The 25,276-nt window shown below is 60.7% G+C and carries 22 protein-coding genes and 6 tRNA genes (1 of these 28 cut by a window edge); 18 read left to right on the top strand and 10 right to left on the bottom strand.

Going from position 1 to position 25,276, the window contains the following annotated elements; genetic code table 11:
• The first annotated feature begins 59 nt into the window (after window positions 1-59).
• Window positions 60-923 carry a patatin family protein gene (locus tag I6L34_RS08270; RefSeq protein ID WP_216956525.1) on the top strand — a complete coding sequence of 288 codons (864 nt, stop codon included), beginning with the start codon at window positions 60-62 and terminating at the stop codon, window positions 921-923.
• A 76-nt stretch (window positions 924-999) separates the two neighbouring features.
• Here the strand turns inward: I6L34_RS08270 and mutS are convergent, their stop codons facing one another.
• Window positions 1,000-3,519, bottom strand: a complete 2,520-nt coding sequence (gene mutS, locus I6L34_RS08265) for a DNA mismatch repair protein MutS (RefSeq protein WP_216956903.1) — start codon at window positions 3,517-3,519, stop codon at window positions 1,000-1,002.
• Between the two features lie 322 nt (window positions 3,520-3,841).
• On the opposite strand from mutS, the gene pncC reads away from it, so the two are divergent.
• The 12 genes from pncC to I6L34_RS08205 all read left to right on the top strand — a co-directional run bounded on the left by pncC (window position 3,842) and on the right by I6L34_RS08205 (window position 11,375).
• Window positions 3,842-4,333, top strand: coding sequence for a nicotinamide-nucleotide amidase (pncC, locus tag I6L34_RS08260; RefSeq protein WP_216956522.1), 492 nt, complete (start codon window positions 3,842-3,844; stop codon window positions 4,331-4,333).
• Window positions 4,334-4,413: 80 nt separating this feature from the next.
• Window positions 4,414-5,478: a recombinase RecA gene (gene recA, locus I6L34_RS08255; RefSeq protein ID WP_005348744.1), complete on the top strand. Its 1,065-nt coding sequence runs from the start codon at window positions 4,414-4,416 to the stop codon at window positions 5,476-5,478.
• Between the two features lie 44 nt (window positions 5,479-5,522).
• On the top strand, window positions 5,523-6,032 hold the full coding sequence (locus I6L34_RS08250) for a regulatory protein RecX (RefSeq protein WP_043822097.1): 510 nt from the start codon (window positions 5,523-5,525) through the stop codon (window positions 6,030-6,032).
• A gap of 295 nt (window positions 6,033-6,327) precedes the next feature.
• The gene (gene alaS / locus I6L34_RS08245; RefSeq protein ID WP_139433435.1) at window positions 6,328-8,952 is read left to right on the top strand and encodes an alanine--tRNA ligase; all 2,625 of its coding nucleotides are present in this window, start codon (window positions 6,328-6,330) and stop codon (window positions 8,950-8,952) included.
• A gap of 16 nt (window positions 8,953-8,968) precedes the next feature.
• A complete protein-coding gene (locus I6L34_RS08240; RefSeq protein ID WP_005336054.1) occupies window positions 8,969-10,207 on the top strand; it encodes an aspartate kinase in 1,239 nt (412 codons plus the stop codon).
• Between the two features lie 103 nt (window positions 10,208-10,310).
• On the top strand, window positions 10,311-10,499 hold the full coding sequence (gene csrA, locus I6L34_RS08235) for a carbon storage regulator CsrA (protein WP_005336053.1): 189 nt from the start codon (window positions 10,311-10,313) through the stop codon (window positions 10,497-10,499).
• A 213-nt stretch (window positions 10,500-10,712) separates the two neighbouring features.
• Window positions 10,713-10,805: transfer RNA gene (locus I6L34_RS08230), tRNA-Ser, on the top strand.
• Between the two features lie 3 nt (window positions 10,806-10,808).
• Window positions 10,809-10,885, top strand: a tRNA-Arg gene (locus I6L34_RS08225).
• 100 nt (window positions 10,886-10,985) lie between these two features.
• A tRNA-Arg gene (locus I6L34_RS08220) sits at window positions 10,986-11,062 on the top strand.
• A gap of 25 nt (window positions 11,063-11,087) precedes the next feature.
• A tRNA-Arg gene (locus tag I6L34_RS08215) sits at window positions 11,088-11,164 on the top strand.
• Between the two features lie 29 nt (window positions 11,165-11,193).
• A tRNA-Arg gene (locus tag I6L34_RS08210) sits at window positions 11,194-11,270 on the top strand.
• Between the two features lie 28 nt (window positions 11,271-11,298).
• Window positions 11,299-11,375 (top strand) — tRNA-Arg (locus I6L34_RS08205).
• Between the two features lie 344 nt (window positions 11,376-11,719).
• Here the strand turns inward: I6L34_RS08205 and pbpG are convergent.
• From pbpG to I6L34_RS08170, 7 genes are all read right to left on the bottom strand, one after another.
• Window positions 11,720-12,547, bottom strand: coding sequence for a D-alanyl-D-alanine endopeptidase (pbpG, locus tag I6L34_RS08200; RefSeq protein ID WP_005348750.1), 828 nt, complete (start codon window positions 12,545-12,547; stop codon window positions 11,720-11,722).
• 159 nt (window positions 12,548-12,706) lie between these two features.
• Window positions 12,707-13,372 carry a DedA family protein gene (locus I6L34_RS08195; protein ID WP_005336051.1) on the bottom strand — a complete coding sequence of 222 codons (666 nt, stop codon included), beginning with the start codon at window positions 13,370-13,372 and terminating at the stop codon, window positions 12,707-12,709.
• An 18-nt stretch (window positions 13,373-13,390) separates the two neighbouring features.
• Window positions 13,391-14,683, bottom strand: coding sequence for a hemolysin family protein (locus I6L34_RS08190; protein ID WP_005336050.1), 1,293 nt, complete (start codon window positions 14,681-14,683; stop codon window positions 13,391-13,393).
• Window positions 14,646-14,852 carry a hypothetical protein gene (locus I6L34_RS08185; RefSeq protein WP_139123930.1) on the bottom strand — a complete coding sequence of 69 codons (207 nt, stop codon included), beginning with the start codon at window positions 14,850-14,852 and terminating at the stop codon, window positions 14,646-14,648. Before I6L34_RS08185 ends, I6L34_RS08190 begins: the two co-directional genes overlap by 38 nt.
• 90 nt (window positions 14,853-14,942) lie before the next feature.
• Window positions 14,943-16,001: an L-asparaginase 2 gene (gene ansB, locus I6L34_RS08180; RefSeq protein ID WP_216956518.1), complete on the bottom strand. Its 1,059-nt coding sequence runs from the start codon at window positions 15,999-16,001 to the stop codon at window positions 14,943-14,945.
• A gap of 130 nt (window positions 16,002-16,131) precedes the next feature.
• Window positions 16,132-16,326 (bottom strand): heavy-metal-associated domain-containing protein, encoded by a 195-nt coding sequence (locus tag I6L34_RS08175; RefSeq protein ID WP_005357810.1) that lies wholly within the window; start codon window positions 16,324-16,326, stop codon window positions 16,132-16,134.
• Window positions 16,327-16,388: 62 nt separating this feature from the next.
• Window positions 16,389-17,339: an AEC family transporter gene (locus tag I6L34_RS08170; RefSeq protein ID WP_005336047.1), complete on the bottom strand. Its 951-nt coding sequence runs from the start codon at window positions 17,337-17,339 to the stop codon at window positions 16,389-16,391.
• A gap of 137 nt (window positions 17,340-17,476) precedes the next feature.
• On the opposite strand from I6L34_RS08170, the gene treR reads away from it, so the two are divergent.
• The 5 genes from treR (at window position 17,477) to I6L34_RS08145 (ending at window position 22,688) form a co-directional block, all read left to right on the top strand.
• Window positions 17,477-18,424, top strand: coding sequence for a trehalose operon repressor TreR (treR, locus tag I6L34_RS08165; protein WP_216956514.1), 948 nt, complete (start codon window positions 17,477-17,479; stop codon window positions 18,422-18,424).
• Between the two features lie 192 nt (window positions 18,425-18,616).
• A complete protein-coding gene (gene treB, locus I6L34_RS08160; RefSeq protein ID WP_104016537.1) occupies window positions 18,617-20,047 on the top strand; it encodes a PTS trehalose transporter subunit IIBC in 1,431 nt (476 codons plus the stop codon).
• A gap of 67 nt (window positions 20,048-20,114) precedes the next feature.
• Window positions 20,115-21,776, top strand: coding sequence for an alpha,alpha-phosphotrehalase (treC, locus tag I6L34_RS08155; RefSeq protein WP_216956510.1), 1,662 nt, complete (start codon window positions 20,115-20,117; stop codon window positions 21,774-21,776).
• 3 nt (window positions 21,777-21,779) lie between these two features.
• Window positions 21,780-22,379, top strand: coding sequence for a sugar O-acetyltransferase (locus I6L34_RS08150; RefSeq protein ID WP_216956507.1), 600 nt, complete (start codon window positions 21,780-21,782; stop codon window positions 22,377-22,379).
• 120 nt (window positions 22,380-22,499) lie between these two features.
• Window positions 22,500-22,688, top strand: a complete 189-nt coding sequence (locus tag I6L34_RS08145) for a hypothetical protein (RefSeq protein ID WP_005336040.1) — start codon at window positions 22,500-22,502, stop codon at window positions 22,686-22,688.
• A gap of 60 nt (window positions 22,689-22,748) precedes the next feature.
• Here the strand turns inward: I6L34_RS08145 and rluA are convergent, their stop codons facing one another.
• Window positions 22,749-23,405: a bifunctional tRNA pseudouridine(32) synthase/23S rRNA pseudouridine(746) synthase RluA gene (rluA, locus tag I6L34_RS08140; protein ID WP_042081022.1), complete on the bottom strand. Its 657-nt coding sequence runs from the start codon at window positions 23,403-23,405 to the stop codon at window positions 22,749-22,751.
• A gap of 115 nt (window positions 23,406-23,520) precedes the next feature.
• Window positions 23,521-25,276, bottom strand: the 3' portion of a protein-coding gene (gene rapA / locus I6L34_RS08135) for an RNA polymerase-associated protein RapA (RefSeq protein WP_216956504.1). The gene runs 1,112 nt beyond the window's last position; the window shows 1,756 of its 2,868 coding nt (coding positions 1,113-2,868); the start codon falls outside the window, past its right edge; its stop codon occupies window positions 23,521-23,523.

Here is a 25,276-nt window from a genome sequence, read left to right as displayed (position 1 = left end):
GCGTCCATCACTGGGCCGGGATCGATCCCGGCAGGTATTACAGCTGACGGAGCCTTGTTATGTTTAATCCCCACCCTTGCGCCCTGATTGTCGAAGGGGGCGCGATGCGCGGCATCTTTGCCAGCGGCGTGCTCGATGCGTTTGTCGAAAGTCACTACTACCCGTTCGATTTCGTCATGGGCGTCTCGGCCGGTGCCACCAATCTGGTCTCTTATCTGAGCGAGCAGCCGCGCCGCAGTCACCACATCATCACCGAGCTGGCTTGCAGCTCCCGGTTTCTCGATCCCCTGCGTTTCGTCAAAGGGGGCGATCTGGTGGACATCGGCTGGTTGTGGCAGGCCAGTCGCCATCACTTCCCGCTGGATCTCGACACCTTCTGCGCCCGCGATATTCCCTTTTACGCGGTGGCGACCGATGTGGCGAGCGGCAAGGCCATCTATCTGCCGGTGCGGCCCGACAACATGGATGAGGTGCTGACCGCCACCTGCGCCCTGCCAGTGGTGCAACACGATACCCCCTGCGTCGAAGGTCGCCCCATGGCCGATGGCGGCATCAGCGACTCCATTCCGGTGATCGAGGCCTATCGGCGCGGGGCGCGTCGGATGACGGTGGTGCTGTCGGAGCCCTGGGGCTATCGCAAGAAGCCGGCCCGTTTTTGCTGGATGGTCAAAGCCTTGCTGAAAACCCAGCCTGCACTGGCACAAGCCATGCTTGAGCGGGATCGCGCCTACAACCAAGCGCTCGATTTCATCGCCAATCCCCCTGCCGATTGCGAGATCGAGGTGATCGCGCCACCGGCCGATTTCATGGTTTCCCGTTTTACCCAGGATCCGGTCAAGCTGGAGTCCGGTTATCTGCAGGGTTACTGGCAGGGGCGCCAGAGTCTGTTGCGGGCCCGTGGAGAGGTGCGGGCGGTGGCCTGACTGGTTTGCCGGGTGCTGAATATAAAAAGGGGAACCTCGCGGTTCCCCTTTTGCATGCTTGTGCGGCAGTCGCTGATTACAGCATCTGCTTGAGGCGATAGAGCAGGTCCAGTGCCTGACGGGGGGTGAGCTCGTCCGGGCGCACCGCTTCCAGCTCTTCCACCACCGGATGAGGCTGCGGGGCGAGAGTCACCGGAGCCGGGCGGCTTTCACCTGCGGCGACCGGGGTGGCACTCTCCAGCTCGTGCAGTTTGTGACGGGCCTGCTGGATCACCGATTTGGGTACCCCCGCCAGCGCCGCCACTTGCAGACCGTAGGAGCGGCTGGCCGCCCCCTCCTGCACCGCATGCATAAAGGCGATGGTGTCGCCGTGCTCCACCGCATCCAGGTGGACGTTGGCCAGCCCGCTCATCAGCTCCGGCAAGCGGGTCAGCTCGAAGTAGTGGGTGGCAAACAGGGTGTAGGCGCCAATCTTGCTCGCCAGCTGCTCGGCGCAGGCCCACGCCAGCGAGAGGCCGTCGTAGGTGCTGGTGCCGCGGCCAATTTCGTCCATCAGCACCAGACTGCGGGCGGTGGCGTTGTTGAGGATGTTGGCGGTCTCGGTCATCTCCACCATAAAGGTGGATCGGCCGGAGGCGAGATCATCCGATGCCCCGATGCGGGTGAAGATGCGGTCGATGGGGCCGATGCGGGCGCTGTCGGCGGGGACGAAGGCACCGATATGGGCCAGCAGCACGATCAGCGCGGTCTGGCGCATGTAGGTCGATTTACCGCCCATGTTGGGGCCGGTGATGATCAGCATCCGCCGCTCCCGCTCCAGCCTGATGGGGTTGGCGATAAAGGGGTCTGTCATCACCTGCTCAACCACCGGATGGCGGCCCGCCTCGATCAGGATCTGATCTTCGTCAATGAGGGTGGGGCAGCGGTAGTCGAGGGTCTCGGCCCGCTCGGCCAGGTTGGCCAGCACGTCCAGCTCCGCCAGTGCGGCGGCAGAATCCTGCAGATCGCCGAGGTGGGGCAGCAGGGCATCGAGCAGCTCTTCGTAGAGCCGTTTCTCCAGCGCAAGCGCCTGGGACTGGGCGGTGAGTACCTTGTCCTCGTACTTCTTCAGCTCATCGATGATGTAGCGTTCGTTGTTCTTGAGGGTTTGACGGCGGATGTAGTGGGCCGGCACCAGATGGCTGTTGGCGCGGCTCACCTCGATATAGAAGCCGTGCACCTTGTTGTAACCCACCTTGAGGGTGTTGATGCCGGTCAGCAGCTTCTCCCGCTCTTCGATGCGGGCGAGGCTGGCGGTGGCGCCGTTGGCGAGATCCCGTAGCTCGTCCAGCTCCTGATTGAAGCCGTCACGGATGACGCCACCATCGCGGATCAGCACCGGCGGCACCTCCATCACCGCGCGCTCCAGCAGGTCGAGCAGCTCGGGGAAGGTGCTGGCCCGCTCGGCCAGCTGTTGGACCGCTTCGTGCTCGTTGTCCGCCAGCAGGCGCTGTAGCTCGGGCAACTGGGCGAAGGCCTGACGCAGGCGGGTGAGGTCGCGAGGACGGGCCGAGCGCAGGGCGAGACGGGCCAGCACCCGCTCCACATCACCCACCTGACGCAGCAGGTTGCCCAACTCGTCGTAGAGGTTCTGCTCAATGAGCTCCTTGATGGTGCTCTGGCGACCTTTCAGGATCACCCGATCGCGGATCGGCTGGTGGATCCAGCGCTTGAGCAGCCGGCTGCCCATGGGGGTGGCGGTGCGATCCAGCACCTCGGCCAGGGTATTTTCATAGCCACCAGCCAGATTCTGGGTCAGCTCCAGATTGCGGCGGGTGGCGGCATCCATGATGACCGCGTGATCCGGCTGCTCGAGGCGCACGTTGCGGATGTGGGGCAGGGCGGTACGTTGGGTGTCCTTGACGTACTGCATCAGGCAGCCAGCGGCGCACAGGGCGGTTTCGCTCTTGTCGACGCCAAAGCCCACCAGATCCTGGGTGCCGAACTGCTGGCAGAGCAGCTTGCGAGCGGTGCCCAGCTCGAACTCCCACTCCGGGCGGCGACGCAGGCCGCGGCGGCCCTCGATATGGTGCAGAAACTCGAAGGATTCCGGGTAGAGCAGTTCGGCCGGATTGGTGCGCTGCAGCTCTGCCAGCAGGGTCTCTTCTTTCTCGAACTGGTTGATGAAGAAGCGGCCGGAGCCGATGTCCATGGTGCCATAGCCGAAGCGGCGGCCATCGTGGTAGACGGCGGCGATCAGGTTGTCCTGTCGCTCGCTGAGCAGCGCCTCGTCGGAGACGGTGCCCGGGGTGATGATGCGAATAACCTTGCGCTCCACCGGCCCCTTGCTGGTGGCGGGATCCCCCACCTGCTCGCAGATGGCGGCGGATTCGCCAAGCTGCACCAGCTTGGCCAGATAGCCCTCGATGGCGTGATAGGGAACACCCGCCATCGGGATGGGGCTGCCGGCCGACTGGCCGCGCTTGGTCAGGGAGATATCGAGCAGCTGGGAGGCCTTGCGGGCATCGTCATAGAACAGCTCGTAGAAGTCGCCCATCCGGTAGAACAGCAGGATCTCCGGGTTCTCGGCCTTGAGGCCGAGGTACTGCTGCATCATGGGCGTGTGGGCGCTCAGATTGGCGCCGGGAGCGGAGCTTGTGGCGCCGCTGGCTTGGTGTTGTGCGGTCATGTTCTGTTCCAGAAGGGGCCTCTGCGGGCCAATGTCTGCGGTGATGAGCCTTGAGCTTGATGGCGCCATTCTACACATAAGCGCTGCGACGGGGGAGCGGGTGTTCCGGGCGCGGTTGTTCTGCACTATTGAAGGCATGACACAGGTGCGGCACCGCACATTGCGGCAGGCAAGGGCGGTCAGCCGTGGTTGCGGGCGGCGCTAGCGGGATCGCATAATGTGCCTCTTGAGCGGATCAGAAGGAGTCGTGATGAAACTGGATGCAGAGATAGAGCACCTTGCCATCGAGCTGGGACGGGCCCTCGGTCAGCGGGGCTGGCTGGCGACGACCGCCGAATCCTGTACCGGCGGCGGGGTGGCCAGCGCCATCACCGACATCGCGGGCAGCTCCGGCTGGTTCGATCGCGGATTTGTCACCTACACCAACGAGGCCAAGCAGCAGATGTTAGGGGTGAGCAGCGATAGCCTTGAACAGCACGGTGCGGTGAGTGAAGCCGTGGTGCTGGAGATGGCCCGCGGCGCGCTGGCGCACTCGTCTGCCTCCATCAGCGTTGCTATCAGTGGCATCGCCGGCCCCGGCGGCGCCACCGAGGGCAAGCCGGTAGGCACCGTCTGGTTCGCCTGGACCGACCGCAACGGCCGTCACCACTCCCTGCTCGCCCGCTTCGACGGGGATCGCCGACAGGTGCGCCAGCAGGCGGTGAGACAGGCCTTGTCGGGTCTGTTGGCCCTGCTTAGATAAATTGGGCTTGATACTGTATGAATAGACAGTATACTTAGCCCAACTTCACTTCTTACTCACGATTTCCAGCGGAGATTGGCATGGATCAGAACAAACAGAAGGCACTGGCGGCTGCGCTGGGTCAGATTGAAAAGCAGTTCGGCAAAGGTTCCATCATGCGTCTGGGCGACAGCAAGACCATGGATATAGAAGCCATCTCTACCGGTTCCCTCTCGCTGGACGTGGCGCTGGGCATTGGCGGTCTGCCGTGTGGCCGTATCGTCGAAATCTACGGCCCGGAATCTTCCGGTAAAACCACCCTCACCCTGCAGGTGATCGCGGAAGCCCAGAAGAAGGGCAAAACCTGTGCCTTCGTCGATGCGGAACACGCCCTCGACCCCATCTATGCTGCCAAGCTGGGCGTCAACGTCGACGACCTGCTCATTTCCCAACCGGATACCGGTGAACAGGCGCTGGAGATCTGCGACATGCTGGTTCGCTCCAACGCGGTTGACGTCATTATCGTCGACTCCGTGGCAGCCCTGACCCCGAAAGCGGAAATTGAAGGCGAGATGGGTGACTCCCACGTTGGCCTGCAGGCCCGTCTGATGTCCCAGGCACTGCGCAAGCTGACTGCCAACATCAAGAACGCCAACTGCCTGTGCATCTTCATCAACCAGATCCGGATGAAGATCGGCGTCATGTTCGGTAGCCCGGAGACTACCACTGGTGGTAACGCGCTCAAGTTCTACGCCTCCGTGCGTCTGGATATCCGTCGTATCGGCGCCATCAAGGAAGGCGACGAAGTGGTCGGTAACGAGACCCGCGTTAAAGTGGTCAAGAACAAGGTTGCCCCGCCCTTCAAGCAGGCTGAATTCCAGATCTTCTACGGTGCCGGTATCTCCAAAGAGGGTGAGCTGGTGGATCTCGGCGTCAAGCACAAGCTGATCGACAAGGCCGGTGCCTGGTACAGCTACAACGGCGAGAAGATCGGTCAGGGCAAGGCCAACGTGATGAAGCTGTTCGCCGAGAACAAGGTGATGGCTGGTGAAGTGGAGGCTCGTCTACGCGAGCTGCTGCTCTCCGGCGCAGTGCCTGTCGATGACAAGGCTGCTCCGGTTGAGGCAGACGAGTTCGATGCCGAAAGCGAACAAGAGTTCGAATAAGGAACAAAGGAAGGCCGGGTTGATACCCGGCCTTGTTATTTATGATGGTTGATGAATCCGTTACCGAACCGGTCGAGCCTGCCGAACCGACCTTTGCCGAGCAGCTGGCCGCTGCCCGTGCTTATGCCATGCGCAGTCTGGCCCGTCGCGAGAGTGCCGAGTCAGAGCTGGCCAACCGGCTGCGCCAGCAGGGCTTCAATGAAGAGGTGATCGAGGCGGTGGTCGACTACTGCCGCGGTTACAACTGGGTCAATGACGAACGTTACGGCGGTATGGCTGTACGTGCCGGTGCCGCCAAGGGCCATGGCCCCATCAAGATCCGCTTCGATCTGCGCCGCAAGGGGCTCGACGATATGCAGATTGATGCCGCGTTCGATCAGCCGGAGCTGGACTGGTTCGAACTGGCGTTTGCCCTGCTCGAACGGCGCGCCCGGGTGGCCGATCTGGCGGATTTCAAGCTGCGGATGAAGTGGCTCAAGTATCTGCTGGGGCGCGGCTTTACCCAGGATCAGGCACGTTACGCTATCTCTGCCCTGCAGGAGCGGGAGGAGTAACGCCACTGCGTGGCAAACGTCGTTTCACCTCTCCTTATGGCAGGTTTTTCCTGCCCGTTCAGTAGCTTGCGCGCACAATCCCGAAAAAGCGGCCTTTTGTTCATCTCATCCCTCTTTATGCGCTGCTTTTTTGCCTCTCGACAGTGAAAAAAGCCACTGTGGGCAGCGGCGCTCTTATCTGGCCCGTTTATGTGCGCTTTTTCGCCCGTGGCGGCCCTGTCCGTTTTACTTTACCCCGCAGAAAACTTACATTAATGCGGTTAAAAGTCCGTATTCGAATCAAGCAGGATTTTCCATGTATATGTCCACGTCAGAGATTCGCGCTGCGTTTCTCGAGTATTTCCGTTCCCAGGGGCACCAGGTTGTCTCCTCCAGCTCGCTGGTACCGCATAACGACCCGACCCTGTTGTTTACCAACGCGGGTATGAACCAGTTCAAGGACGTGTTCCTTGGCGCAGACAAGCGTGCCTACAATCGCGCGACGACTTCCCAGCGTTGCGTGCGTGCCGGTGGTAAGCACAACGATCTGGAAAACGTCGGCTATACCGCTCGTCACCACACCTTCTTCGAAATGCTGGGCAACTTCAGCTTCGGTGACTACTTCAAGCAGGATGCCATCAAGTTTGCATGGGGCTTCCTGACCGAGGTGCTGCAACTGCCGAAAGAGCGCCTGCTGGTGACCGTCTACGCGACTGACGATGAAGCTTTCGACATCTGGGAAAAAGAGGTCGGTGTGCCGGCTGATCGCATCGTGCGCATCGGTGACAACAAGGGCGCTCCGTACGCTTCCGACAACTTCTGGGCGATGGGCGATACCGGCCCGTGCGGTCCTTGCACCGAGATCTTCTATGACCACGGCGATCACATCTGGGGTGGCCGTCCCGGCTCACCGGAAGAGGATGGCGACCGTTTCATCGAGATCTGGAACGTGGTCTTCATGCAGTTCAACCGTCAGGCTGACGGCACCATGGAGCCGCTGCCGCGTCCGTCCGTGGATACCGGCATGGGTCTGGAGCGTATCTCCGCCATCATGCAGGGTGTCCACTCCAACTACGAAATCGACATCTTCCAGGCGCTGATCAAGAAAGCGGCCGAGATTGTCGGCACCACCGATCTGAGCAACCAGTCCCTGCGCGTCATCGCGGACCACATCCGCTCCTGCGCCTTCCTGGTGGCAGATGGCGTGATGCCGTCCAACGAAGGTCGTGGCTATGTGTTGCGTCGCATCATCCGCCGCGCCGTGCGTCACGGTCGCAAGCTGGGCGCTACCGATGTCTTCTTCTACAAACTGGCTGCCGAGCTGGCAGTGCAGATGAAGGATGTAGCTGCCGAGCTGATCGCCCAGCTGCCGCTGGTCGAGCGCGTGCTGCGCATCGAAGAGGAGCAGTTTGTCCGCACCCTGGATCGCGGTCTGCTGCTGCTGGAAGACGCTCTGGCCAACCTGGGTGATGCCAAGGTTATTCCGGGCGAAGTGGTGTTCAAGCTCTATGACACTTACGGCTTCCCGGCCGACCTGACTGCCGACGTGGTGCGCGAGCGCGAGATCGGCATCGACGAAGAGGGCTTCAAGGCCGAGATGGAGAAGCAGCGTGCTCGCGCCAAAGAGGCCTCCAGCTTCGGTGTGAACTACAACGAGATGCTCAAGCTCGACTTCGAGACCCCCTTCACCGGTTACAAGACCCTGACCGAGCGTACCCGCGTGGTCGGTATCTACAAGGGTGTGGAAGAGGTAAGCGGTCTTATCGCCGGTGACGAAGCCGTCATCGTGCTGGAAGAGACCCCCTTCTACGCTGAATCCGGCGGCCAGATTGGCGACAGCGGTACCCTGAAAGTGGACGACGGCATCTTTGCCGTGACCGACACCCTGAAAGCGGGCAAGGCGATCATCCACAAGGGCTACATGGAGCTGGGCACTCTGGAGAAGGGCGCCGAAGTGGAAGCCGTGGTTGATGGCGATCGTCGTCAGGCCATCGCCCTGAACCACTCCGTGACTCACCTGCTGCACGCTGCCCTGCGTCAGGCTCTGGGCGAGCATGTCACCCAGAAAGGTTCTCTGGTTGGGGCCGAGCGCATGCGCTTTGACTTCTCCCACTTCGAGGGGCTGACCATGGCGACCATTCGCCGGGTCGAGGAGCTGGTCAACAACCAGATCCGCGCCAACCACGAAATCACCACCCAGCTGATGGATCTGGAAGCGGCCAAGTCCGCCGGGGCCATGGCGCTGTTTGGTGAGAAATATGAAGACGACGTGCGTGTGGTGCGCATGGGTGACTACTCCACCGAGCTGTGTGGCGGTACTCACGCCAAGCGTACCGGTGATATCGGCTTCTTCAAGATCATCGCCGAGAGCGGTATCGCTGCTGGCGTGCGTCGTATCGAAGCGGTGACCGGCAAAGCGGCCATCGACTTCATGCATCAGGTTGGCGAGCAGATCGAAGAGGCTGCTGCCCTGGTGAAAGGCGACCAGTTCTGCATCGCCGACAAGGTTCGCCAGATGCTGGACAAGGCCAAGATGATGGAGCGCGAGCTGGAGCAGCTCAAGGCCAAGCTGGCCGCTCAGGCCGGTAACGACCTGCTGGGTCAGGTGATCGAGATCAACGGTCAGAAGGTGCTGGTTGCAGCGCTGGAAGGGGCCGATCCGAAATCCCTGCGCGGCATGCTGGACGAACTGAAGAACCAGATGAAGTCCGGTGTTGTGCTGCTGGCCACCTGTGCCGATGGCAAGGTCAACCTGATCGCGGGCGTCACCAACGACCTGACCGGCAAGGTCAAGGCCGGTGAGCTGGTCAATCTGGTTGCCCAGCAGGTGGGTGGCAAGGGCGGTGGCCGTCCGGACATGGCACAGGCGGGTGGTACCCAGCCTGAGGCGGTGCCGGCAGCGCTGCAATCCGTTCACTCCTGGCTGGAAGAGCGCCTGTAATCGGGCGAGGTGATCTGTGGCACTCTATGTACAGAAGTACGGCGGCACCTCGGTCGGCACACTGGAGCGGATCGAGGCGGTAGCTGAGCGGGTCGAGCAGACCCGCGCCCAGGGACACGATGTGGTGGTGGTTGTCTCCGCCATGTCGGGCGAAACCAACCGGCTGCTGGGCATGGCCCAGCAGCTGGATCCTGATGCCAACCGGCGCGAGATGGATGTACTGGTCTCCACCGGTGAGCAGGTCACCATAGCGCTGCTGGCCATCGCGTTGAACAAACGCGGTTGTCCTGCGGTCTCAATGACCGGTGATCAGGTACGGATTCACACCGATTCCGCCTATGGCAAGGCGCGCATCACCCACATCGACACCGAGCTGGTTCATGCCGAACTGGCTGCGGGCAAGGTGGTGGTGATCGCCGGTTTCCAGGGCCGTGACGAGCATAACGCCATCACGACCCTGGGTCGCGGCGGTTCGGATACCACGGCGGTTGCCGTGGCGGCGGCCATCAAGGCCGATGAGTGCCAGATCTTTACCGATGTGGATGGGGTATACACCACGGATCCGCGCATTGAGCCCAAGGCGCGTCGTCTCGACACCATCACCTTCGAGGAGATGCTGGAGATGGCAAGTCTCGGCGCCAAGGTGCTGCAGATCCGCTCGGTGGAGTTTGCGGGCAAGTACCGCGTCCCGCTGCGGGTGCTGTCGAGCTTTATCGATGGAGAGGGAACCTTAATCACATATGGAGGTGATAGGATGGAAGCTCCCCTGGTATCCGGGATCGCTTTTAACCGCAACGAGGCCAGCCTGACCATTCTGGGCGTGCCGGACAGACCAACCGTTGCCGCGCAGATCCTGAATCCGATCAGCGACGCCAACATTGATGTCGACATGATTGTGCAGAACACCCTGGGAGATGGCACCGCCGACTTCACCTTCACGGTGAATCGTGATGACTATCGCCGCGCCCGGGCACTGCTGGAGGAGACCGCCACCGAACTTGGCGCCTCCTGCGTGCAGGGAAATGGCGAAATTGCCAAGGTTTCCATTGTCGGTGTCGGCATGTGGAACCATCCCGGTGTTGCGCGCACCATGTTCAAGGTATTGGGCGAGGAGGGGATCAACATGCAGTTGATCTCGACCTCTGAAATCAAAATCTCTGTGGTGATTGACGAGAAGTATCTGGAGCTGGCGGTGCGAGCCCTGCACGCGGCTTTCGGGTTGGATCAGGCACCGCAAGAGCAGCCCTTGGGCTAACAATCTCTGATTGATTTAGTTTCAACCATTTACCATATCGGTATCTTTGTTAGATAATGTCGCATATCGATATAAAAACAAAACAGGATACAGGAGCAAGCGAATGCTTATTTTGACTCGTCGTGTTGGGGAAACCCTGATGATTGGTGATGAAGTGACTGTCACCGTACTGGGCGTTAAAGGCAACCAGGTCCGTATCGGTGTTAACGCGCCGAAAGAGGTCTCCGTACACCGCGAAGAGATCTACCAGCGCATCCAGGCCGAGAAAGTTCCGGGCCAACCGGGCTTCTAAGCCACTTTCATGGCTGTGACAAGGCGACACCTCATGTGTCGCCTTTTGTTTTTCCGGCCCCCTGAAATTGCCCTGCAGGGCGCGAAACTGGGGGATAAGTGCCGATATTGTTTGAATATTCCACGCTTTGACCAAATGCTGAGCGAACGCACTTTTTTCTCCAAAAAAGTGTTTGACTAAAAATCCCTGTGAAGTATTATCAGCCCCGCAAACGGAGAGGTGGCCGAGAGGCTGAAGGCGCTCCCCTGCTAAGGGAGTATGCGGCTTATACCCGCATCGGGGGTTCGAATCCCCCCTTCTCCGCCATTTGCGCCCGTAGCTCAGCTGGATAGAGTACCTGGCTACGAACCAGGTGGTCAGAGGTTCGAATCCTCTCGGGCGCACCATATTACGACTCAAGCAAGAGTCATGTGTTGACCATCAGCAAGTCGACACTTTGGAAAAGGCTTACTGATAAGTAAGCTTTTTTTATCGTTTTAAAACAGGGCGCCCGTAGCTCAGCTGGATAGAGTACCTGGCTACGAACCAGGTGGTCAGAGGTTCGAATCCTCTCGGGCGCACCATTTAAAACGACACAACGATTTATGAGCGCCCGTAGCTCAGCTGGATAGAGTACCTGGCTACGAACCAGGTGGTCAGAGGTTCGAATCCTCTCGGGCGCACCATTTTTCAAGCAGTACACAAAAGTTTGTGAGCGCCCGTAGCTCAGCTGGATAGAGTACCTGGCTACGAACCAGGTGGTCAGAGGTTCGAATCCTCTCGGGCGCACCATATTTCAAGCAGTACCAAAAGTTTATGAGCGCCCGTAGCTCAGCTGGATAGAGTACCTGGCTACGAACCAGGTGGTCAGAGGTTCGAATCCTCTCGGGCGCACCATACGGACAGCCTCGACTTCGGTCGGGGCTGTTTTTTTATGGGCGATATTTAGCTTTTTGGTGCGGATCCCCGTGCGCTGTTGTGGGTAGATCGCCCGTTTACCTGGCTGTTCTTGTCCTTATTTCTTCCCCTTTCTGTGATTGCGCACAGTTCTTCTGATCGTTGCCCCGCCTCACCACCCTTTGCCTCATCTATAGGCGCCTTGTATGCCTGCTGTTGCAACGGCAGATGCCGCGCAGCTCATCACTCAGGGTTTGGCTATCAACATCCTGCAAGGCCTGCAGAGGCGTTTTGCGGGCAATAAAAAAGGATGCCGCAGCATCCTTTTGTGTCGAGATATTTACTCAGCTTTTCAACCATTTGCGAATGCGGTTGGCATCGCCGATAGGGGTGCGTTTGCCCACCGAGTTGAGCAGCACGATGGCGAGCTCGCGGCTGTCCGGTTTGGCGCGCATCACCAGACAGCGACCCGCTTCGTCAGTGAAGCCGGTCTTGGAGAGGCGCACGTCCCAATCCGGGTTTTTCACCAGCGGGTTGGTGTTGTTGAACATCAGGCTGTAGGCGGGTGCGCTGAAGCGCATCTCCCGGTTCTCATCCTGAGTGAACTGACGGATCAGCGGCTGACGATAGGCGGCGGCGGCCAGCTTGCCGAGATCCTGGGCGGTGGAGACGTTGCGGGTGGAGAGGCCGGTGGAGTCGTAGAAGTGGGTATTTCGCATACCCAGCTGTCTGGCCTTGTTGTTCATGGCCCGCACGAAGGCGCTGCGACCGCCCGGATAGTGACGCGCCAGTGCCGAGGCCATCCGGTTTTCGGAGGACATCAGCGCCAGATGCAGGGCGTCGCGGCGGGTCACCTTGGTGCCCATGCGGATGCGGGAGTGGGTGTGTTTGACCCTATCCAGATCGTTCTTGTCGACCGTGATGGTCTGGTTGAGGTTCTGCTTGGCATCCAGCACCACCAGCGCTGTCATCAGCTTGGTAAGGGAGGCGATGGGACGCACCTTGGTGGCATTCTTCTGGTAGAGCGTCTTGCCCGTTTTTACATCCACGACCAGGGCGCTGCTCGAGCGTACTTCCAGTTTGGCAGGGTTGGGTGCCGCGCTGACCGCAGGCAATCCCAACATTCCCATCAACCCGACAACCAGCGCTGCTGCGCGAATCCGACACCACATACAACCGACTCCGTTCCCATCCAAAAAAAGGCGCTAGATTCACTCATTTTTACCCCGGCTTTACAAGGGCCGAGCGGGACTATTTCTGCTATTTGCGCGAAATTGGCGATCAAAAAAGCCCTCTGGCGAGGGCTTTCGGGTCGGGCGTTGGGCGGGGGGTCAATCCCGCGGCTGCGCAGCCCTGCGTTTGCTGATCCAGCGCCAGACCAGCGCCACCATGCCACCCAGCAGCAGGGCTACCGGCAGATAGATGATGATGTTGAAGAACTGGGTCTGGTATTCGGCGGCCAGCTTGGTGTGGCTCAGGTAGTAGCCAAACCCGACCAGCGGGCAGATCCACATGATGGAGCTGATCAGATTGACGATGAGAAAGCGCCCCTGGGGCAGCTCGGTGGCACCGACGATGTAGGGGTAGGCGGTGCGCACGAAGGCGATATAGCGAGCGGTGATCAGGGTGATGATCCCGTACTTGTCCAGCAGGTGGTAGACCTTCTGCTGGTGTCGCTCTTCCACGTGGGACATCAGCCGATGGTAGAGCTGGGTGTGGCCAAGAAAGCGCCCCTGCATGTAACCGAGCCAGGTACCGACAAAGGTGGCCATGATCAACAGCGGGATCACCCCGAGAGACAATACATCCTGATAGATGAGTACGCCGGTGAGGATCAGCAGGCTGTCACCAGGCAGAAAGGCGGTAGGGATGAATCCGTTTTCCAGTACCAGAAACGTCAGAATCACACCACAGATCATGAAGGCCATCTTGGGATCGGAAAGTGTGTTCAGATCGTGATTCATAAAGGCGTGAGCCAGTTGGTAAAACTGCTCCATACTTGCAAACTCCGCAGGTTAGCTGGGTTGATCGGTCAAGGGCATGGCGAGCACCTTGTCGATGCGCAGGCCATCCATGTCAACAATTTCCAGTTGCCACTGTTCCAGTGTCACCAGGTCTCCGGTTTGTGGAACACGACCAAGGAGCAGCATGATAAGCCCTCCGAGGGTGTGATAGTGATGTTTTTCTTCTTCTGGCAGACGAACCAGCTCCAGACAGTCCTTCAACTCCGGCAGCGGGATCAGGCCATCGAGCAGCCAGCTGCCGTCGGCGCGCCGGAATGCCCAGTTGTCCTCGCCATCCTCCTGCTGGAAATCCCCCGCCAGCGCCTCCAGCAGATCCTGCTGGGTGACCAGTCCCTGCAGCTCGCCATATTCGTCAACCACCAGCGCCATCTGTTCGCTGTGGGTGCGGAAGTGGTTGAGCAGCTCGACGCCGTTGAGGGTCTCGGGCAGCAGGCTGCCCTCCTGGGTCAGGGCAGCCAGATCGATGGGCTCCCCCTTGATATAGGCGTGCAGCACCTTGCTGACATTGATGATACCCACCAATTCTGACAGGTTACCGTCGCAGACCGGAAAATAGCTGTGTCGATACTCCACCAGCCGCTGCAGGTTGGTCTCCAGCGGCAGCGCCAGATCCAGATAGCGGATATCGCTGCGCGGCACCATCAGGGAGGAGAGGCTGCGCTCGTCGAGACGGAAGACGTTGCGCAGCATAGTGTGTTCATGATCCTCGATCACCCCGGCTTCAGAGCCCTCCACCAGCATGGCGTGGATCTCCTCCTCGGTGACGTTGGCGCTGCCGTTCTGGTTGACCCGCAGCAGCCGCAGGCTGGCATTAGTAGAGGCCGACAGCAGCCAGACGAAGGGGCGGGTCAGGGTGGCGAGCCAGTGCATGGGGCGGGCCACCAGACAGGCGATGCGCTCGGCATTGAGCTGGCCAAGGCGCTTGGGCACCAGCTCCCCTACCACGATGGAGAGGTAAGTAACCACCACCACCACTATGATGGTGGCGATCAGGCCACTGCTCTTGGCCGGGAGCCCCCACTCCTGCAACCAGAGGGAGAAGGGCTGGGCCAGCAGGGATTCCCCGTAGATACCGTTGAGCAGACCTATGCTGGTAATGCCGATTTGGACGGCAGAGAGAAAATGGGTCGGGTCTTCGCCCAGTTTGAGGGCAATGGCGGCGGAGCGGTTGCCTTCAGAGGCAAGCTTGCCGAGGCGAGCCTTGCGTGCGGTGACGATGGCGATTTCTGACATGGCGAAGACGCCATTAAGCAAAATCAATCCCAGCAGGATCAATATTTCCATACAGCAACAGCACTCCTTGAGTGGATAAGATCGCTGGCAGTGTAATGAATTTGGCGGCGATGCGCTTGTGAAAGCGGGTGATCCGGCTCGCTAATTTGATGACAGCGCTTTGTGATGGCTGAAAAAGATGGCCGGAAAAGGGAAGGATGACCCCGCCAAATGGTGTCATGGACGAAGCGGGAGCTTGGCGAAGTGGCATGGCAGGATGGAAAAGGGCGGGAAGTCCCGCCCTTGCTCATCTCAGTTCAGAAACGCCTTATCAGAACTGCTGGAACCAGCGCTGGATCTGGGCCGGGTCCTTGCTCTGGGTCAGGGAGAGCATCAGCAACACCCGCGCCTTCTGCGGGTTGAGAGTGCCGGAGGCCACGAAGCCGTACTTGGCATCATCGATCTCGGCATCCAGGGTGGTGGCGCCGGTCGGCACGCGGGCGGAGCGCACTACCCGGATGCCGTCTTTGCTCGCCTTGGCCAGGGTATCGAACAGGGTGTGGTAGAGGTTGCCGTTACCCCCCCCGGCGCTGACGATGCCGTCGAACTTGGCATCCACCATCGCTTTGGCCGGCAAGTCGGTGGCGTTGGCGTAGCTGTAGACGATGCCCACTTGCGGCAGCTTGTCGAGCTTGCTCACGTCAAACGGCGTCTTGCTGGTGTGCAGACGGGCCGGGCTGCGCTGATAGTCGATCTTGCCGTTGTGGATGTAACCCAGCGGGCCAAAGTTGGGGGAAGCGAAGGTCTGCACCCCGGTGGTGTTGGTCTTGGTGACGTCGCGGGCATCCAGCACTGTGTCGTTCATCGCCACCATGACGCCACGGCCCTTGGAGGCGGGGTCGGAGGCGGTCACCACGGCGTTGTAGAGGTTGAGCGGGCCATCGGCACTCATGGCGGTGGAGGGGCGCATGGCGCCGACCAGTACCACCGGCTTGTCGCTCTTGACGGTCAGATTGAGGAAGTAGGCGGTCTCTTCCATGGTGTCGGTGCCGTGGGTGATGACGATGCCATCCACGTCATCCTTGGCCAGCAGCTCGTTGACCCGTTTGGCCAGCTTGAGCCACACCTCGTCGTTCATGTCCTGGGAGCCGATCTTGACCACCTGCTCACCCTGCACGTCGGCCACGTTTTTCATCTCGGGCACGGCGGCGATCAGCGTCTCGATGGCCACCTTGCCGGCCTCGTAGTTGGACTGTGTGGCGGACTGGCCCGCCCCAGCGATGGTGCCGCCGGTGGCCAGAATATGGACGCTGGGCAGCGCCATGGCCATGGGGGAGAGGGTCAGGCCGACGACGGCGGCGAGCAGGGTCTTGCGGATCGGTAGGGTCATGCTGCAAATCCTTATGGTTGGAATAATCGCAGCAAGTTTGCCCGTTTAATAACCCCGGTCTGTGATAAAACTCACCAAAAGACAGGTGAGTACAGATTTTTAACCTGTTTTATACCTCTATGGAGATAATTTAACTCGCAGAGAAACCCTTGGCTTCGATCAGGGCGATCAGCTCGGCCTTGCTCAACTCGCTCTCGATGACGGCCTTGCTGCTGGCGAAATCGACGGTTGCGGTGGTGACCGCAGGCTGGGCCAGCAGCGCTTTTTGCAGACTGGCGGCGCAGCCACCACAGGACATGCCGGACACGGTGAGTTCGATGGTCATGGGATATCTCCTCTGTTGATGAGCGCCAGCCTAAAGCTGCCGCCTCCGGCAAGGTCAAGCCGTTAGTACATCAACCCTAGGTAGTTCATCAGAGTCGCCCCGAGGCTGGTAGTAACCAGCGAACCGAGGGTGGTGGTGGCGATGATGTTTGCGGCCAGCACGCTGTCGCCCCCCATGGCGCGGGTCATCACATAGCTGGCGGCGGCAGTCGGGGTGGCGCTGATGAGAAACAGAATACCCAGCTCCAGATGGCTGAAGCCGAGCAGGGCGGCCCCAAGAGTGAACGCAGCCGGAATGAGACAGAGCCGCATGATACTGGCCCAGCCCGCAATGGCTGCACCACCGCGCAGGGCGTCGAGGCTGAGGGAGGCACCGGTGCAGAGCAGCGCCAGCGGCAACGTCATGTTGGCGAAGTAGCTGCCGGTGGTGAGCAGCAGTTGCGGCATCTTGATACCGAGCAGGGTAAAGGGCAGCGCCGCCACAATGGCGATGATCAGGGGATTCTTGATGATGCCGAGCAGAATGGGGCGGATACCGGTGGCGCCGCCGAGACTGCGGGTGAGGGTGATCACCGCGAGAATGTTGTAGAGCACGGTCACCGCGCCGACATAGAAGGCTGCCGCCCCCAACCCCTCGTGGCCGTAGGCGTTCTGCACATAGGCGAGCCCGATAATGGCACTGTTGCCGCGAAAGCTCCCCTGCACGAAGATGCCGCGCAGTCGCTGCTCCCCGATAAAACGTCCGGCCAGCAGCTCCAGCACCAGATAGCTGATAACGGTGGCGAGCAGGCCGTAGCCGATAAACCAGAGGCTCGGCATGGTGGCGAAGTTGGTACCCAGAATACTGAGAAAGAGCAGAGCGGGCAGGGTGACCTGAAACACCAGTCGCGAGGCGGATTCGGTAAAGGGATCCGGCAGCAGCCCCAACCGCTTGAGCAAGATGCCGAGCAGCAGCACCACGCAGATGGGGCCTGTGATGGAGAGGGAGAAGAGCAGACTGGCCAGCAGATCCATGATGGGCATCCTGTGCTGTGCCCACACACCCTGACGGCGGGGCAAAAAGGGCATTCTAACGCCATGGGCTTGTATTCACAGGGGTTAATCACAACAATGTGGGCAATTCCACCGCCTAGCCTCCTGTGAGCCAATTCATGGACAAGAAACTGACCATCCTCGATATCGCCAGACTGAGTGGCGTCGGCAAGTCGACCGTCTCCCGGGTGCTCAACCAGGATCCCAAGGTGAAGCAGGAGACCCGCGAGCGGGTGGAGCAGATCATCGCCGAACACGGCTTCGTGCCGAGCAAGTCGGCGCGGGCCATGCGCAGCCAGAGCCAGCAGGTGGTGGGGATCATCGTCTCGCGGCTCGACTCCAGCTCGGAGAATCAGGCGGTGCGCGGCATGCTGGAGACCCTCTACCAGCGCGGCTACGACGCCGTGCTGATGGAGAGCAAGTTCTCTCCGGCCAAGGTGCAGGAGCATCTGGCGGTGTTGGAGCGGCGCGGAGTGGATGGCATCATCCTGTTCGCCTTCAACGATCTCGACTATGCCGCCATGGCGCCGCTCAGGGATAAGCTGGTGCTGGTCGCCCGCGAATATCCCGGTTTCTCCTCGGTCTGCTTTGACGATGTCGGGGCGGTGCGCACCATGCTGGGCCAGCTCGCTGCCCGCGGTATCCGCGATATCGCCTATCTGGGGGTGGATACCGCCGACCTCACTACCGGCCAGCGCCGGCTCGACGCCTACCTTGGCTACTGCGCCGAGCAGGGGCTGGCGGCGCGCAGCGCCCTCGGCGATCTCAGCCTGCAGAGCGGCTACCGGTTGGCTGCCGAGCTGCTCACCCCGACTACCGGCGCGCTGGTCTGCGCCAGCGATACCCTCGCCATCGGTGCGGCAAAATACCTGCAAGAACAAGGGCGTAGCGAGGTGCTGGTGACCGGCCTCGGCAACAACCCCATGCTCACCTTCCTCTTTCCCAACGCCCTCACTCTGGATCTCGGTTACAAGGGGGCGGGGGAGCAGGCGGCACGTCAGCTGCTCGGCCAGATCGAGCAGGAGCAGCCGCCGCTGGCGACCATAGCCCCCTGTTGCACCCTGTGACCCCCATCACTCCGGACTGAACAAAAAACGCGCTTTTTGTGACGCTGGCCACGATTTGGGAACGTTCCCATTTTGATCTGGCGAGATTGTCGGCATGCTAAATGGGAACGATACCAAAAACGCTCGAGCCCAAAGAGTGGCTCGCAAGGGCGATGCAGACCACTATTCAATGGCGTCACAGAGGGAAGACCCATGTCCAAGATCAACGCACAGCAGCTTGCCACCCTGATCGACAAGATCGGCGGCAAGGAGAACATCGCCACCGTCAGCCACTGTCTGACCCGGTTGCGCTTCGTCCTGAACGATCCGGCCAAGGCCGACAGCAAAGCCATCGAAACCATCCCGGCGGTGAAGGGAAGCTTCACTCAGGGCGGTCAGTTCCAGGTGGTGATCGGCAACGAGGTAGAGCAGTGGTACAAGGCGCTGACCGAACAGCTCGGCGTCAGCGGTGGCAGCAAGGAGGCCGCCAAGCAGGCGGCGCGCCAGAATATGAATCCGCTGGAGCGGGGCATCTCCCATCTGGCGGAGATCTTCGTGCCGCTGCTGCCTGCCATCATCACCGGAGGTTTGATCCTGGGCTTTCGCAACGTCATCGGCGACATCAAGATGTTCGACGATGGCACCCACACCCTCACCGAGATCAGCCAGTTCTGGGCTCAGGTGCACGCCTTCCTTTGGCTGCTGGGCGAAGCGATCTTCCACTTCCTGCCGGTGGGCGTCTGCTGGTCTGCGGTCAAGAAGATGGGCGGCTCCGAGATCCTCGGTATCGTGCTCGGCATCACGCTGGTGTCGCCGCAGTTGATGAACGCCTACGGCATCGGCCAGCAGACTCCCGAGGTGTGGGACTTCGGTCTGTTCGTGATCCAGAAGGTGGGTTATCAGGCGCAGGTCATTCCGGCGCTGCTGGCGGGCGTGTTCCTCGCCTGGGTAGAGACCAACCTCAAGCGGATCATTCCGGCCTATCTCTATCTGGTGATTGTGCCGTTCGTTTCGCTGCTGCTGGCGGTGATCGTGGCCCACGCCTTTATCGGCCCGTTCGGTCGCTGGCTGGGTGACGGTGTCGGCTTCGCTGCCAAGGCCGCCATGACCGGCTCCTTCGCCCCTATCGGTGCCGCCCTGTTCGGTTTCCTCTACGCGCCGCTGGTCATCACCGGCATCCACCACACCACCAACGCGGTGGATCTGCAATTGATGCAGAGCATGGGTGGCACCCCGATCTGGCCGCTGATTGCCCTCTCCAACATCGCCCAGGCTTCTGCGGTCGTCGGCATAATTCTGATTAGCCGCAAGGAGAACGAGCGGGAGATTTCGGTGCCTGCCGCCATCTCCGCTTACCTCGGGGTGACCGAACCGGCGATGTACGGTATCAACCTCAAGTACAAGTTCCCCATGCTGTGCGCCATGGTGGGCTCCAGCCTTGCAGCCCTCATCTGCGGTTTCGCCGGGGTGATGGCCAACGGCATCGGGGTAGGCGGCCTGCCGGGCATCCTCTCCATCCAGCCGCAATACTGGGCCGTTTATTCCCTCGCCATGCTGGTCGCCATCGTGGTGCCGGTGGTGCTGACCCTGCTGGTCTACAAGCGCCAGCAAGCGGCCGGCAAGCTGGCCGAAGCCAGCGCCTGAATCTGATTGTCAGGGCGACCCAACGGGTCGCCCTCTCCCATTTCAATTTGTGACAAGAGAAAGAGCCATGAGCCAAACACCCTGGTGGCAGAGCGCCGTGATTTACCAGATCTATCCCAAGAGCTTTCAGGATTCCGGCGCCCGTGGCACCGGTGATCTCAAGGGGATCATGGCCCGCCTCGATTACCTCAAGACGCTGGGGGTCGATGCCCTCTGGCTGACCCCGGTCTACGTCTCCCCGCAGGTGGACAACGGCTACGACATCGCCGACTACTACGCCATCGATCCCGCCTATGGCACCATGGCCGACTTTGAGGCGCTGCTGGCTGCCGCCCACGCGCGCGACATCCGCATCGTGATGGATATCGTGGTCAACCACACCTCCACCGAGCACGCCTGGTTCAAGTCGGCGCTGGGGGATAAAAACAGCCCCTACCGCGACTACTACATCTGGCGCGATCCGGTGGATGGCGGCGTGCCCAACAACTGGCAATCCAAGTTTGGCGGCAGCGCCTGGGAGCTGGACTCTGCCACCGGTCAGTACTACCTGCACCTGTTTGCCCGCGAGCAGGCGGATCTCAACTGGGAAAATCCGGCGGTGCGCGCCGAGGTGAAAAACATCATCCACTTCTGGGCCAAAAAGGGGGTGGACGGTTTCCGCCTCGACGTCATCAACCTCATCTCCAAGGATCAGGCGTTCCCGAACGACGAGATTGGCGATGGCCGCCGCTTCTATACCGACGGGCCGCGCATCCACGAATTCCTGCAGGACGTGAGCCGCGACGTGTTTGCCCCGGTGGGAGCCATGACGGTGGGGGAGATGTCCTCTACTTCGCTGGAGCACTGCCAGCGCTATGGCGCGCTCGATGGCTCCGAGCTCTCCATGGTGTTCAATTTCCACCATCTGAAGGTGGATTACCCCAACGGCGACAAGTGGACCAAGGCGCCGTTCGATTTCCTCGAACTCAAGCGCATCTTCAACCACTGGCAGAGTGGCATGCACGGCAAGGGGTGGTCGGCGCTGTTCTGGTGCAACCACGATCAGCCGCGCATCGTCTCCCGTTTCGGCGATGAGGGCGAGCATCGGGTCGTGGCCGCCAAGATGCTGGCCAGCACGCTGCACGGCCTGCAAGGCACCCCCTACATCTATCAGGGGGAGGAGATCGGCATGACCAACCCCGGCTATCAGCGCATCGATGACTATCAGGATGTAGAGAGCCGCAACATCTTCGCCATCAAGCAGGCGGAAGGGATGAGCGAGGGCGAGATCCTCGCCATTCTCGGTGCCAAGTCCCGCGACAACTCGCGCACCCCGATGCAGTGGAGTGCCGCCCCCAACGCCGGTTTTACCAACGGGACGCCCTGGCTCACGCCTGCCACCAACTATTCCGAGATCAATGCCGAGGCGGCGCTGGCCGACCAGAACTCGGTGTTCTGGCACTATCGGGATCTCATCGCCCTGCGCAAGGCGCACCCCATCTTCACCCAAGGGGATTATCAGGAGCTGCTGGTGGGGCATGAGAAAGTTTGGGCATATGCCCGCCGTGCCAACGGTCAGACCCTGCTGGTGGTGAGCAACTTCTACGGCGAGCCGGTGGAGTTTGCCTTGCCTGCCGAGCTGCAAAGCGGGCAAGGTCGGCTGCTGCTCGGCAACTACCCCGATAGTCCAGCTCAACCGCAATCGGGTATGCTGCGTCCTTATGAATCCCTGATCTGGCTGATGGAGTAGGTAATGGAGAAGGTGGTGCGCGGTACCGAGTGGCAGAAGATGGTGGCGGGGGAGCCTTATGATGCGGGCGATCCCGAGCTGAAAGCGGCGCGCGAGCACTGCCGCAGGCTCTATCACACCTTCAACACCAGCTGGCAGGAGAAACCGGAACGGGATGCTTTGCTGCACGAGCTGCTCGGTGGCCGCGGCCATGAGTGCGCCATCAACCCGCCGTTCTTCTGCGACTATGGCGTCAATATCTTCGTCGGCGAGAACTTCTACGCCAACGTCAATTGCACCATCCTCGACGTCTGCGAGGTGCACATCGGCGACAACGTGCTGCTGGCGCCCGGGGTGCAGATCTACACCGCCGCTCATCCGGTGGTGGTGGCGCCACGTATCAAGGGTGTCGAGTTCGGCAAGCAGGTGCGGATCGGTCACAACGTCTGGATTGGCGGCAGTACGGTTATCTGCCCAGGCGTCACCATTGGTGACAATAGCGTCATCGGCGCCGGTTCGGTGGTGACCAAAAATGTGCCCGCCAATGTGGTGGCGGCTGGCAACCCTTGCAAGGTGCTTCGGGCGATGACGGCACAGGAGCTTGAAGGTGCCATCCAGCAGTGAACAAGGGCAATGAATGCTAGTGCTATCTGATTGATAGAAAAGCGACTTTCAGATTGTTTTGCATTCAGTGCTTATGTTCGGGGCCGCTTGGCCGATACTGTTGAGTGCAGGAGGAACCCTATGGATATATCAAGTTCTGCAAATGCGTCGTTTGGTTCTGCTCTGATGACGGCCAGTCTGGCCAAGAAACAGCAGACCCAAGAGGGCGAAGCTGCGCTGAAGCTGCTGCAAAACGCAGCCCAATCAGCGCCGGTTGCACCGACATCGGCCAGTGCTTCTCTGGGAAGCAAGATCGATATTCGCGTCTGACCCTAATGAAAAAGCCCCCATCTTGCGATGGGGGCTTTTTTATCTCTGCGATTTGCGGGATCAGACCGGGAAAGGAGCCGGCGCCTCGAAGGTCATCCGCTCGCCGCTACGGGGGTGACTGATGGTCAACATGGCCGCATGCAGGTAGAGATGGGGCGCAGCCGCCAGCGCATCCGGATGAGCATAGAGGTTGTCACCCAGGATCGGGTGCCCCAGCTCCAGCATATGGACGCGCAGCTGGTGGGAGCGACCTGTGATGGGGGTCAACTTGATCAGGCTGTTGCCGTTCTCCACTTTCAGTTTTTCCCACAGGGTCAGAGCGTGACGCCCCTCTTCGTGGTCAACTTTCTGTTTCGGGCGGTTGGGCCAGTCGACGCAGAGCGGCAGGTCAACCTGACCCGACTCTGCCTCCGGCTCACCCCACACCCAGGCGAGGTAGTGCTTCTCGGTCTCCCGCTCGCGAAATTGCCGACTCAGCTCCCGATGAGAGTTGGGATTGAGGGGAATGACAATGACGCCTGTGGTGGACATGTCGAGGCGATGAGCTGCCGCCGCCTTGGGGTGTTGCTGTTTCACCCGATGCAGGACGCTGTCTTCATTCTCGGGGCCGCGCCCGGGGACGCTTAGCAGGCCAGTGGGCTTGTTGACCACCATGATGTCCTTGTCCTTGAACAGGATATCGAGCCAGGGTTCCAGAGGCGGTGAGTATTCAAACATAAATGTCTCGCATCAGAAGGTGGGGGCAAGCCCCCATCAGTTATGGGTAACCACGACAAAGCGGCCTTGGGTATCCAGTTTGAGCTGGTTCTGGCCGCTGTCGGTCGGTACCTTGTCAGTTATGGGTGACCACGATAAAGCGGATTGCATCCAGCTTGAGTTGGGTCTGATCGATCAGGTGGTGCAATTCTGCCTGCAGATTGCGCAGATAATCCAGTTCGCTGTCTCGCACGTTCGGGTTGACCGCCTTGAGCGCTTCCAGACGATCCAGATCCTGCTGCAGGGTCTGCGCCATCTGGGCACGGGCCTTGTCGACAATCCCGGCTTTCAGCTCTTCGGCAATGGCCTGGCCCTTGCCAATCAGACCGTGGATCACCGGCTGGGATGCAGTCACGAGCTTGCTGCCGAGGTGGCGATTGACCGGCGTCAGCTGGCGGTTGAAGGCATCGAACGCCACTTTCTCACCCAGATTCTGGCCGTTCTTGTCCATCAGCAGACGGATCGGCGTCGGCGGCATGAAGCGGTAGAGCTGGGGATGGGCCGCAGACTCGGCAACGAAGATCAGCTCAAGCAGGATGGAGCCGATGGGCAGCGCCTTGTTCTTGAGCAGTGCGACCGAGGTGGCACCGATCTCGGAGCCCAGGATCAGGTCGATACCGCCGCGCATCATGGGGTGATCCCAGGAGAGCAGCGCCATGTCATCCCGCGACAGGGCTGTGTTGCGATCGAAGGTGATGGTCATGCCGTCTTGCGGCAGGCCCGGGAAGCTGGAGACCAGCATGTGATCCCCGGGGGTCAGCACCAGCGCGTTCTCGCCACGGTCATCCTGATTGACGCCGATCTCGTCGAACATCTTGAGAGCGAAGGAGATCATGCCAGTGTCGTCATCTTCGGCGGCCAGCTTGTCGACCAGCTGCTGGGCAGTGGCGCCACCGCTGGAGTGGATCTCCAACAGGCGATCGCGGCCCTGCTCCAGTCGAGCCTTGAGCGGCTCGTGCAGTTCGCGGGTCTTGACCAGCAGGGCGTCGAGGGCTGCCTGATCGCCGGTGTTGGCGGCCAGCAGCTCGAACAGCTCTTCACGTACCGCTTCGAATACCGGGCGGGCCGTCGGGCAGGTCTGCTCGAACGCATCGAGGCCATCGTGATACCAGAGCTGCAGGGCGCGCTGGGAGGTACCCTCCAGATAGGGAACATGGATCTCGACGGTATTCTGCTGACCGATACGATCCAGTCGGCCGATACGCTGTTCCAGCAGATCCGGGTTGAGAGGCAGATCGAACAGCACCAGATGGCTGGCAAACTGGAAGTTGCGACCCTCTGAGCCGATCTCGGAGCAGAGCAGCACCTGGGCGCCACCCTCTTGCTGGGCGAAATAGGCGGAGGCCTTGTCCCGCTCAAGGATCGACATCCCTTCGTGGAACACGGCACCACGGATCCCTTCACGGGTACGCAGCGCCTCTTCCAGCGCGATGGCGGTCGCTGCTTCGGAGCAGATCACCAGCACCTTCTGCTGACGGGCAGAGAGCAGCAGCTCCAGCAACCATTCAACGCGTGGGTCGAACTGGGTCCAGGTGGCGTTGTCGCCTTCGAACTGCTGGAAGATCTTCTCGGGATAGAGGTAGCGCAGGGCGCGGGTCTGCAGATCGCCACCGTTGCCACCCATCATGCCCATCACCTTGATGGCAGTCTTGTACTGCTCCGGCAGCGGCATGGGGTAGACGTTGAGGTGACGCTCGGGGAAGCCTTGAATATTGGCGCGGCTGTTGCGGAACAGCACCCGGCCGGTGCCATGCTGGTCCAGCAGCTTGGCGACCGCCTGCTGGCGGGCGGCGGCATCGCTCAAGTCCAACCCTTCCAGCTGGCTGGCGAGG

The organism is Aeromonas sp. FDAARGOS 1404 (assembly GCF_019047085.1).
Taxonomy (GTDB): domain Bacteria; phylum Pseudomonadota; class Gammaproteobacteria; order Enterobacterales; family Aeromonadaceae; genus Aeromonas; species Aeromonas veronii.
The sequence above is the reverse complement of the archived record's forward strand: the minus strand, read 5'-3'. Positions and strand labels throughout refer to the sequence as shown.

Bases quoted from the DNA above. Each gene is read 5' to 3' on its own strand.
- I6L34_RS08270 (WP_216956525.1), top strand. From the start codon at position 60: ATGTTTAATCCCCACCCTTGCGCCCTGATTGTCGAAGGGGGCGCGATG.
- mutS (WP_216956903.1), bottom strand. From the start codon at position 3,519: ATGATGCAGCAGTACCTCGGCCTCAAGGCCGAGAACCCGGAGATCCTG.
- pncC (WP_216956522.1), top strand. From the start codon at position 3,842: ATGAAACTGGATGCAGAGATAGAGCACCTTGCCATCGAGCTGGGACGG.
- recA (WP_005348744.1), top strand. From the start codon at position 4,414: ATGGATCAGAACAAACAGAAGGCACTGGCGGCTGCGCTGGGTCAGATT.
- I6L34_RS08250 (WP_043822097.1), top strand. From the start codon at position 5,523: ATGGTTGATGAATCCGTTACCGAACCGGTCGAGCCTGCCGAACCGACC.
- alaS (WP_139433435.1), top strand. From the start codon at position 6,328: ATGTATATGTCCACGTCAGAGATTCGCGCTGCGTTTCTCGAGTATTTC.
- csrA (WP_005336053.1), top strand. From the start codon at position 10,311: ATGCTTATTTTGACTCGTCGTGTTGGGGAAACCCTGATGATTGGTGAT.
- pbpG (WP_005348750.1), bottom strand. From the start codon at position 12,547: ATGTGGTGTCGGATTCGCGCAGCAGCGCTGGTTGTCGGGTTGATGGGA.
- I6L34_RS08195 (WP_005336051.1), bottom strand. From the start codon at position 13,372: ATGGAGCAGTTTTACCAACTGGCTCACGCCTTTATGAATCACGATCTG.
- I6L34_RS08190 (WP_005336050.1), bottom strand. From the start codon at position 14,683: ATGGAAATATTGATCCTGCTGGGATTGATTTTGCTTAATGGCGTCTTC.
- I6L34_RS08185 (WP_139123930.1), bottom strand. From the start codon at position 14,852: ATGACACCATTTGGCGGGGTCATCCTTCCCTTTTCCGGCCATCTTTTT.
- ansB (WP_216956518.1), bottom strand. From the start codon at position 16,001: ATGACCCTACCGATCCGCAAGACCCTGCTCGCCGCCGTCGTCGGCCTG.
- I6L34_RS08175 (WP_005357810.1), bottom strand. From the start codon at position 16,326: ATGACCATCGAACTCACCGTGTCCGGCATGTCCTGTGGTGGCTGCGCC.
- I6L34_RS08170 (WP_005336047.1), bottom strand. From the start codon at position 17,339: ATGGATCTGCTGGCCAGTCTGCTCTTCTCCCTCTCCATCACAGGCCCC.
- treR (WP_216956514.1), top strand. From the start codon at position 17,477: ATGGACAAGAAACTGACCATCCTCGATATCGCCAGACTGAGTGGCGTC.
- treB (WP_104016537.1), top strand. From the start codon at position 18,617: ATGTCCAAGATCAACGCACAGCAGCTTGCCACCCTGATCGACAAGATC.
- treC (WP_216956510.1), top strand. From the start codon at position 20,115: ATGAGCCAAACACCCTGGTGGCAGAGCGCCGTGATTTACCAGATCTAT.
- I6L34_RS08150 (WP_216956507.1), top strand. From the start codon at position 21,780: ATGGAGAAGGTGGTGCGCGGTACCGAGTGGCAGAAGATGGTGGCGGGG.
- I6L34_RS08145 (WP_005336040.1), top strand. From the start codon at position 22,500: ATGGATATATCAAGTTCTGCAAATGCGTCGTTTGGTTCTGCTCTGATG.
- rluA (WP_042081022.1), bottom strand. From the start codon at position 23,405: ATGTTTGAATACTCACCGCCTCTGGAACCCTGGCTCGATATCCTGTTC.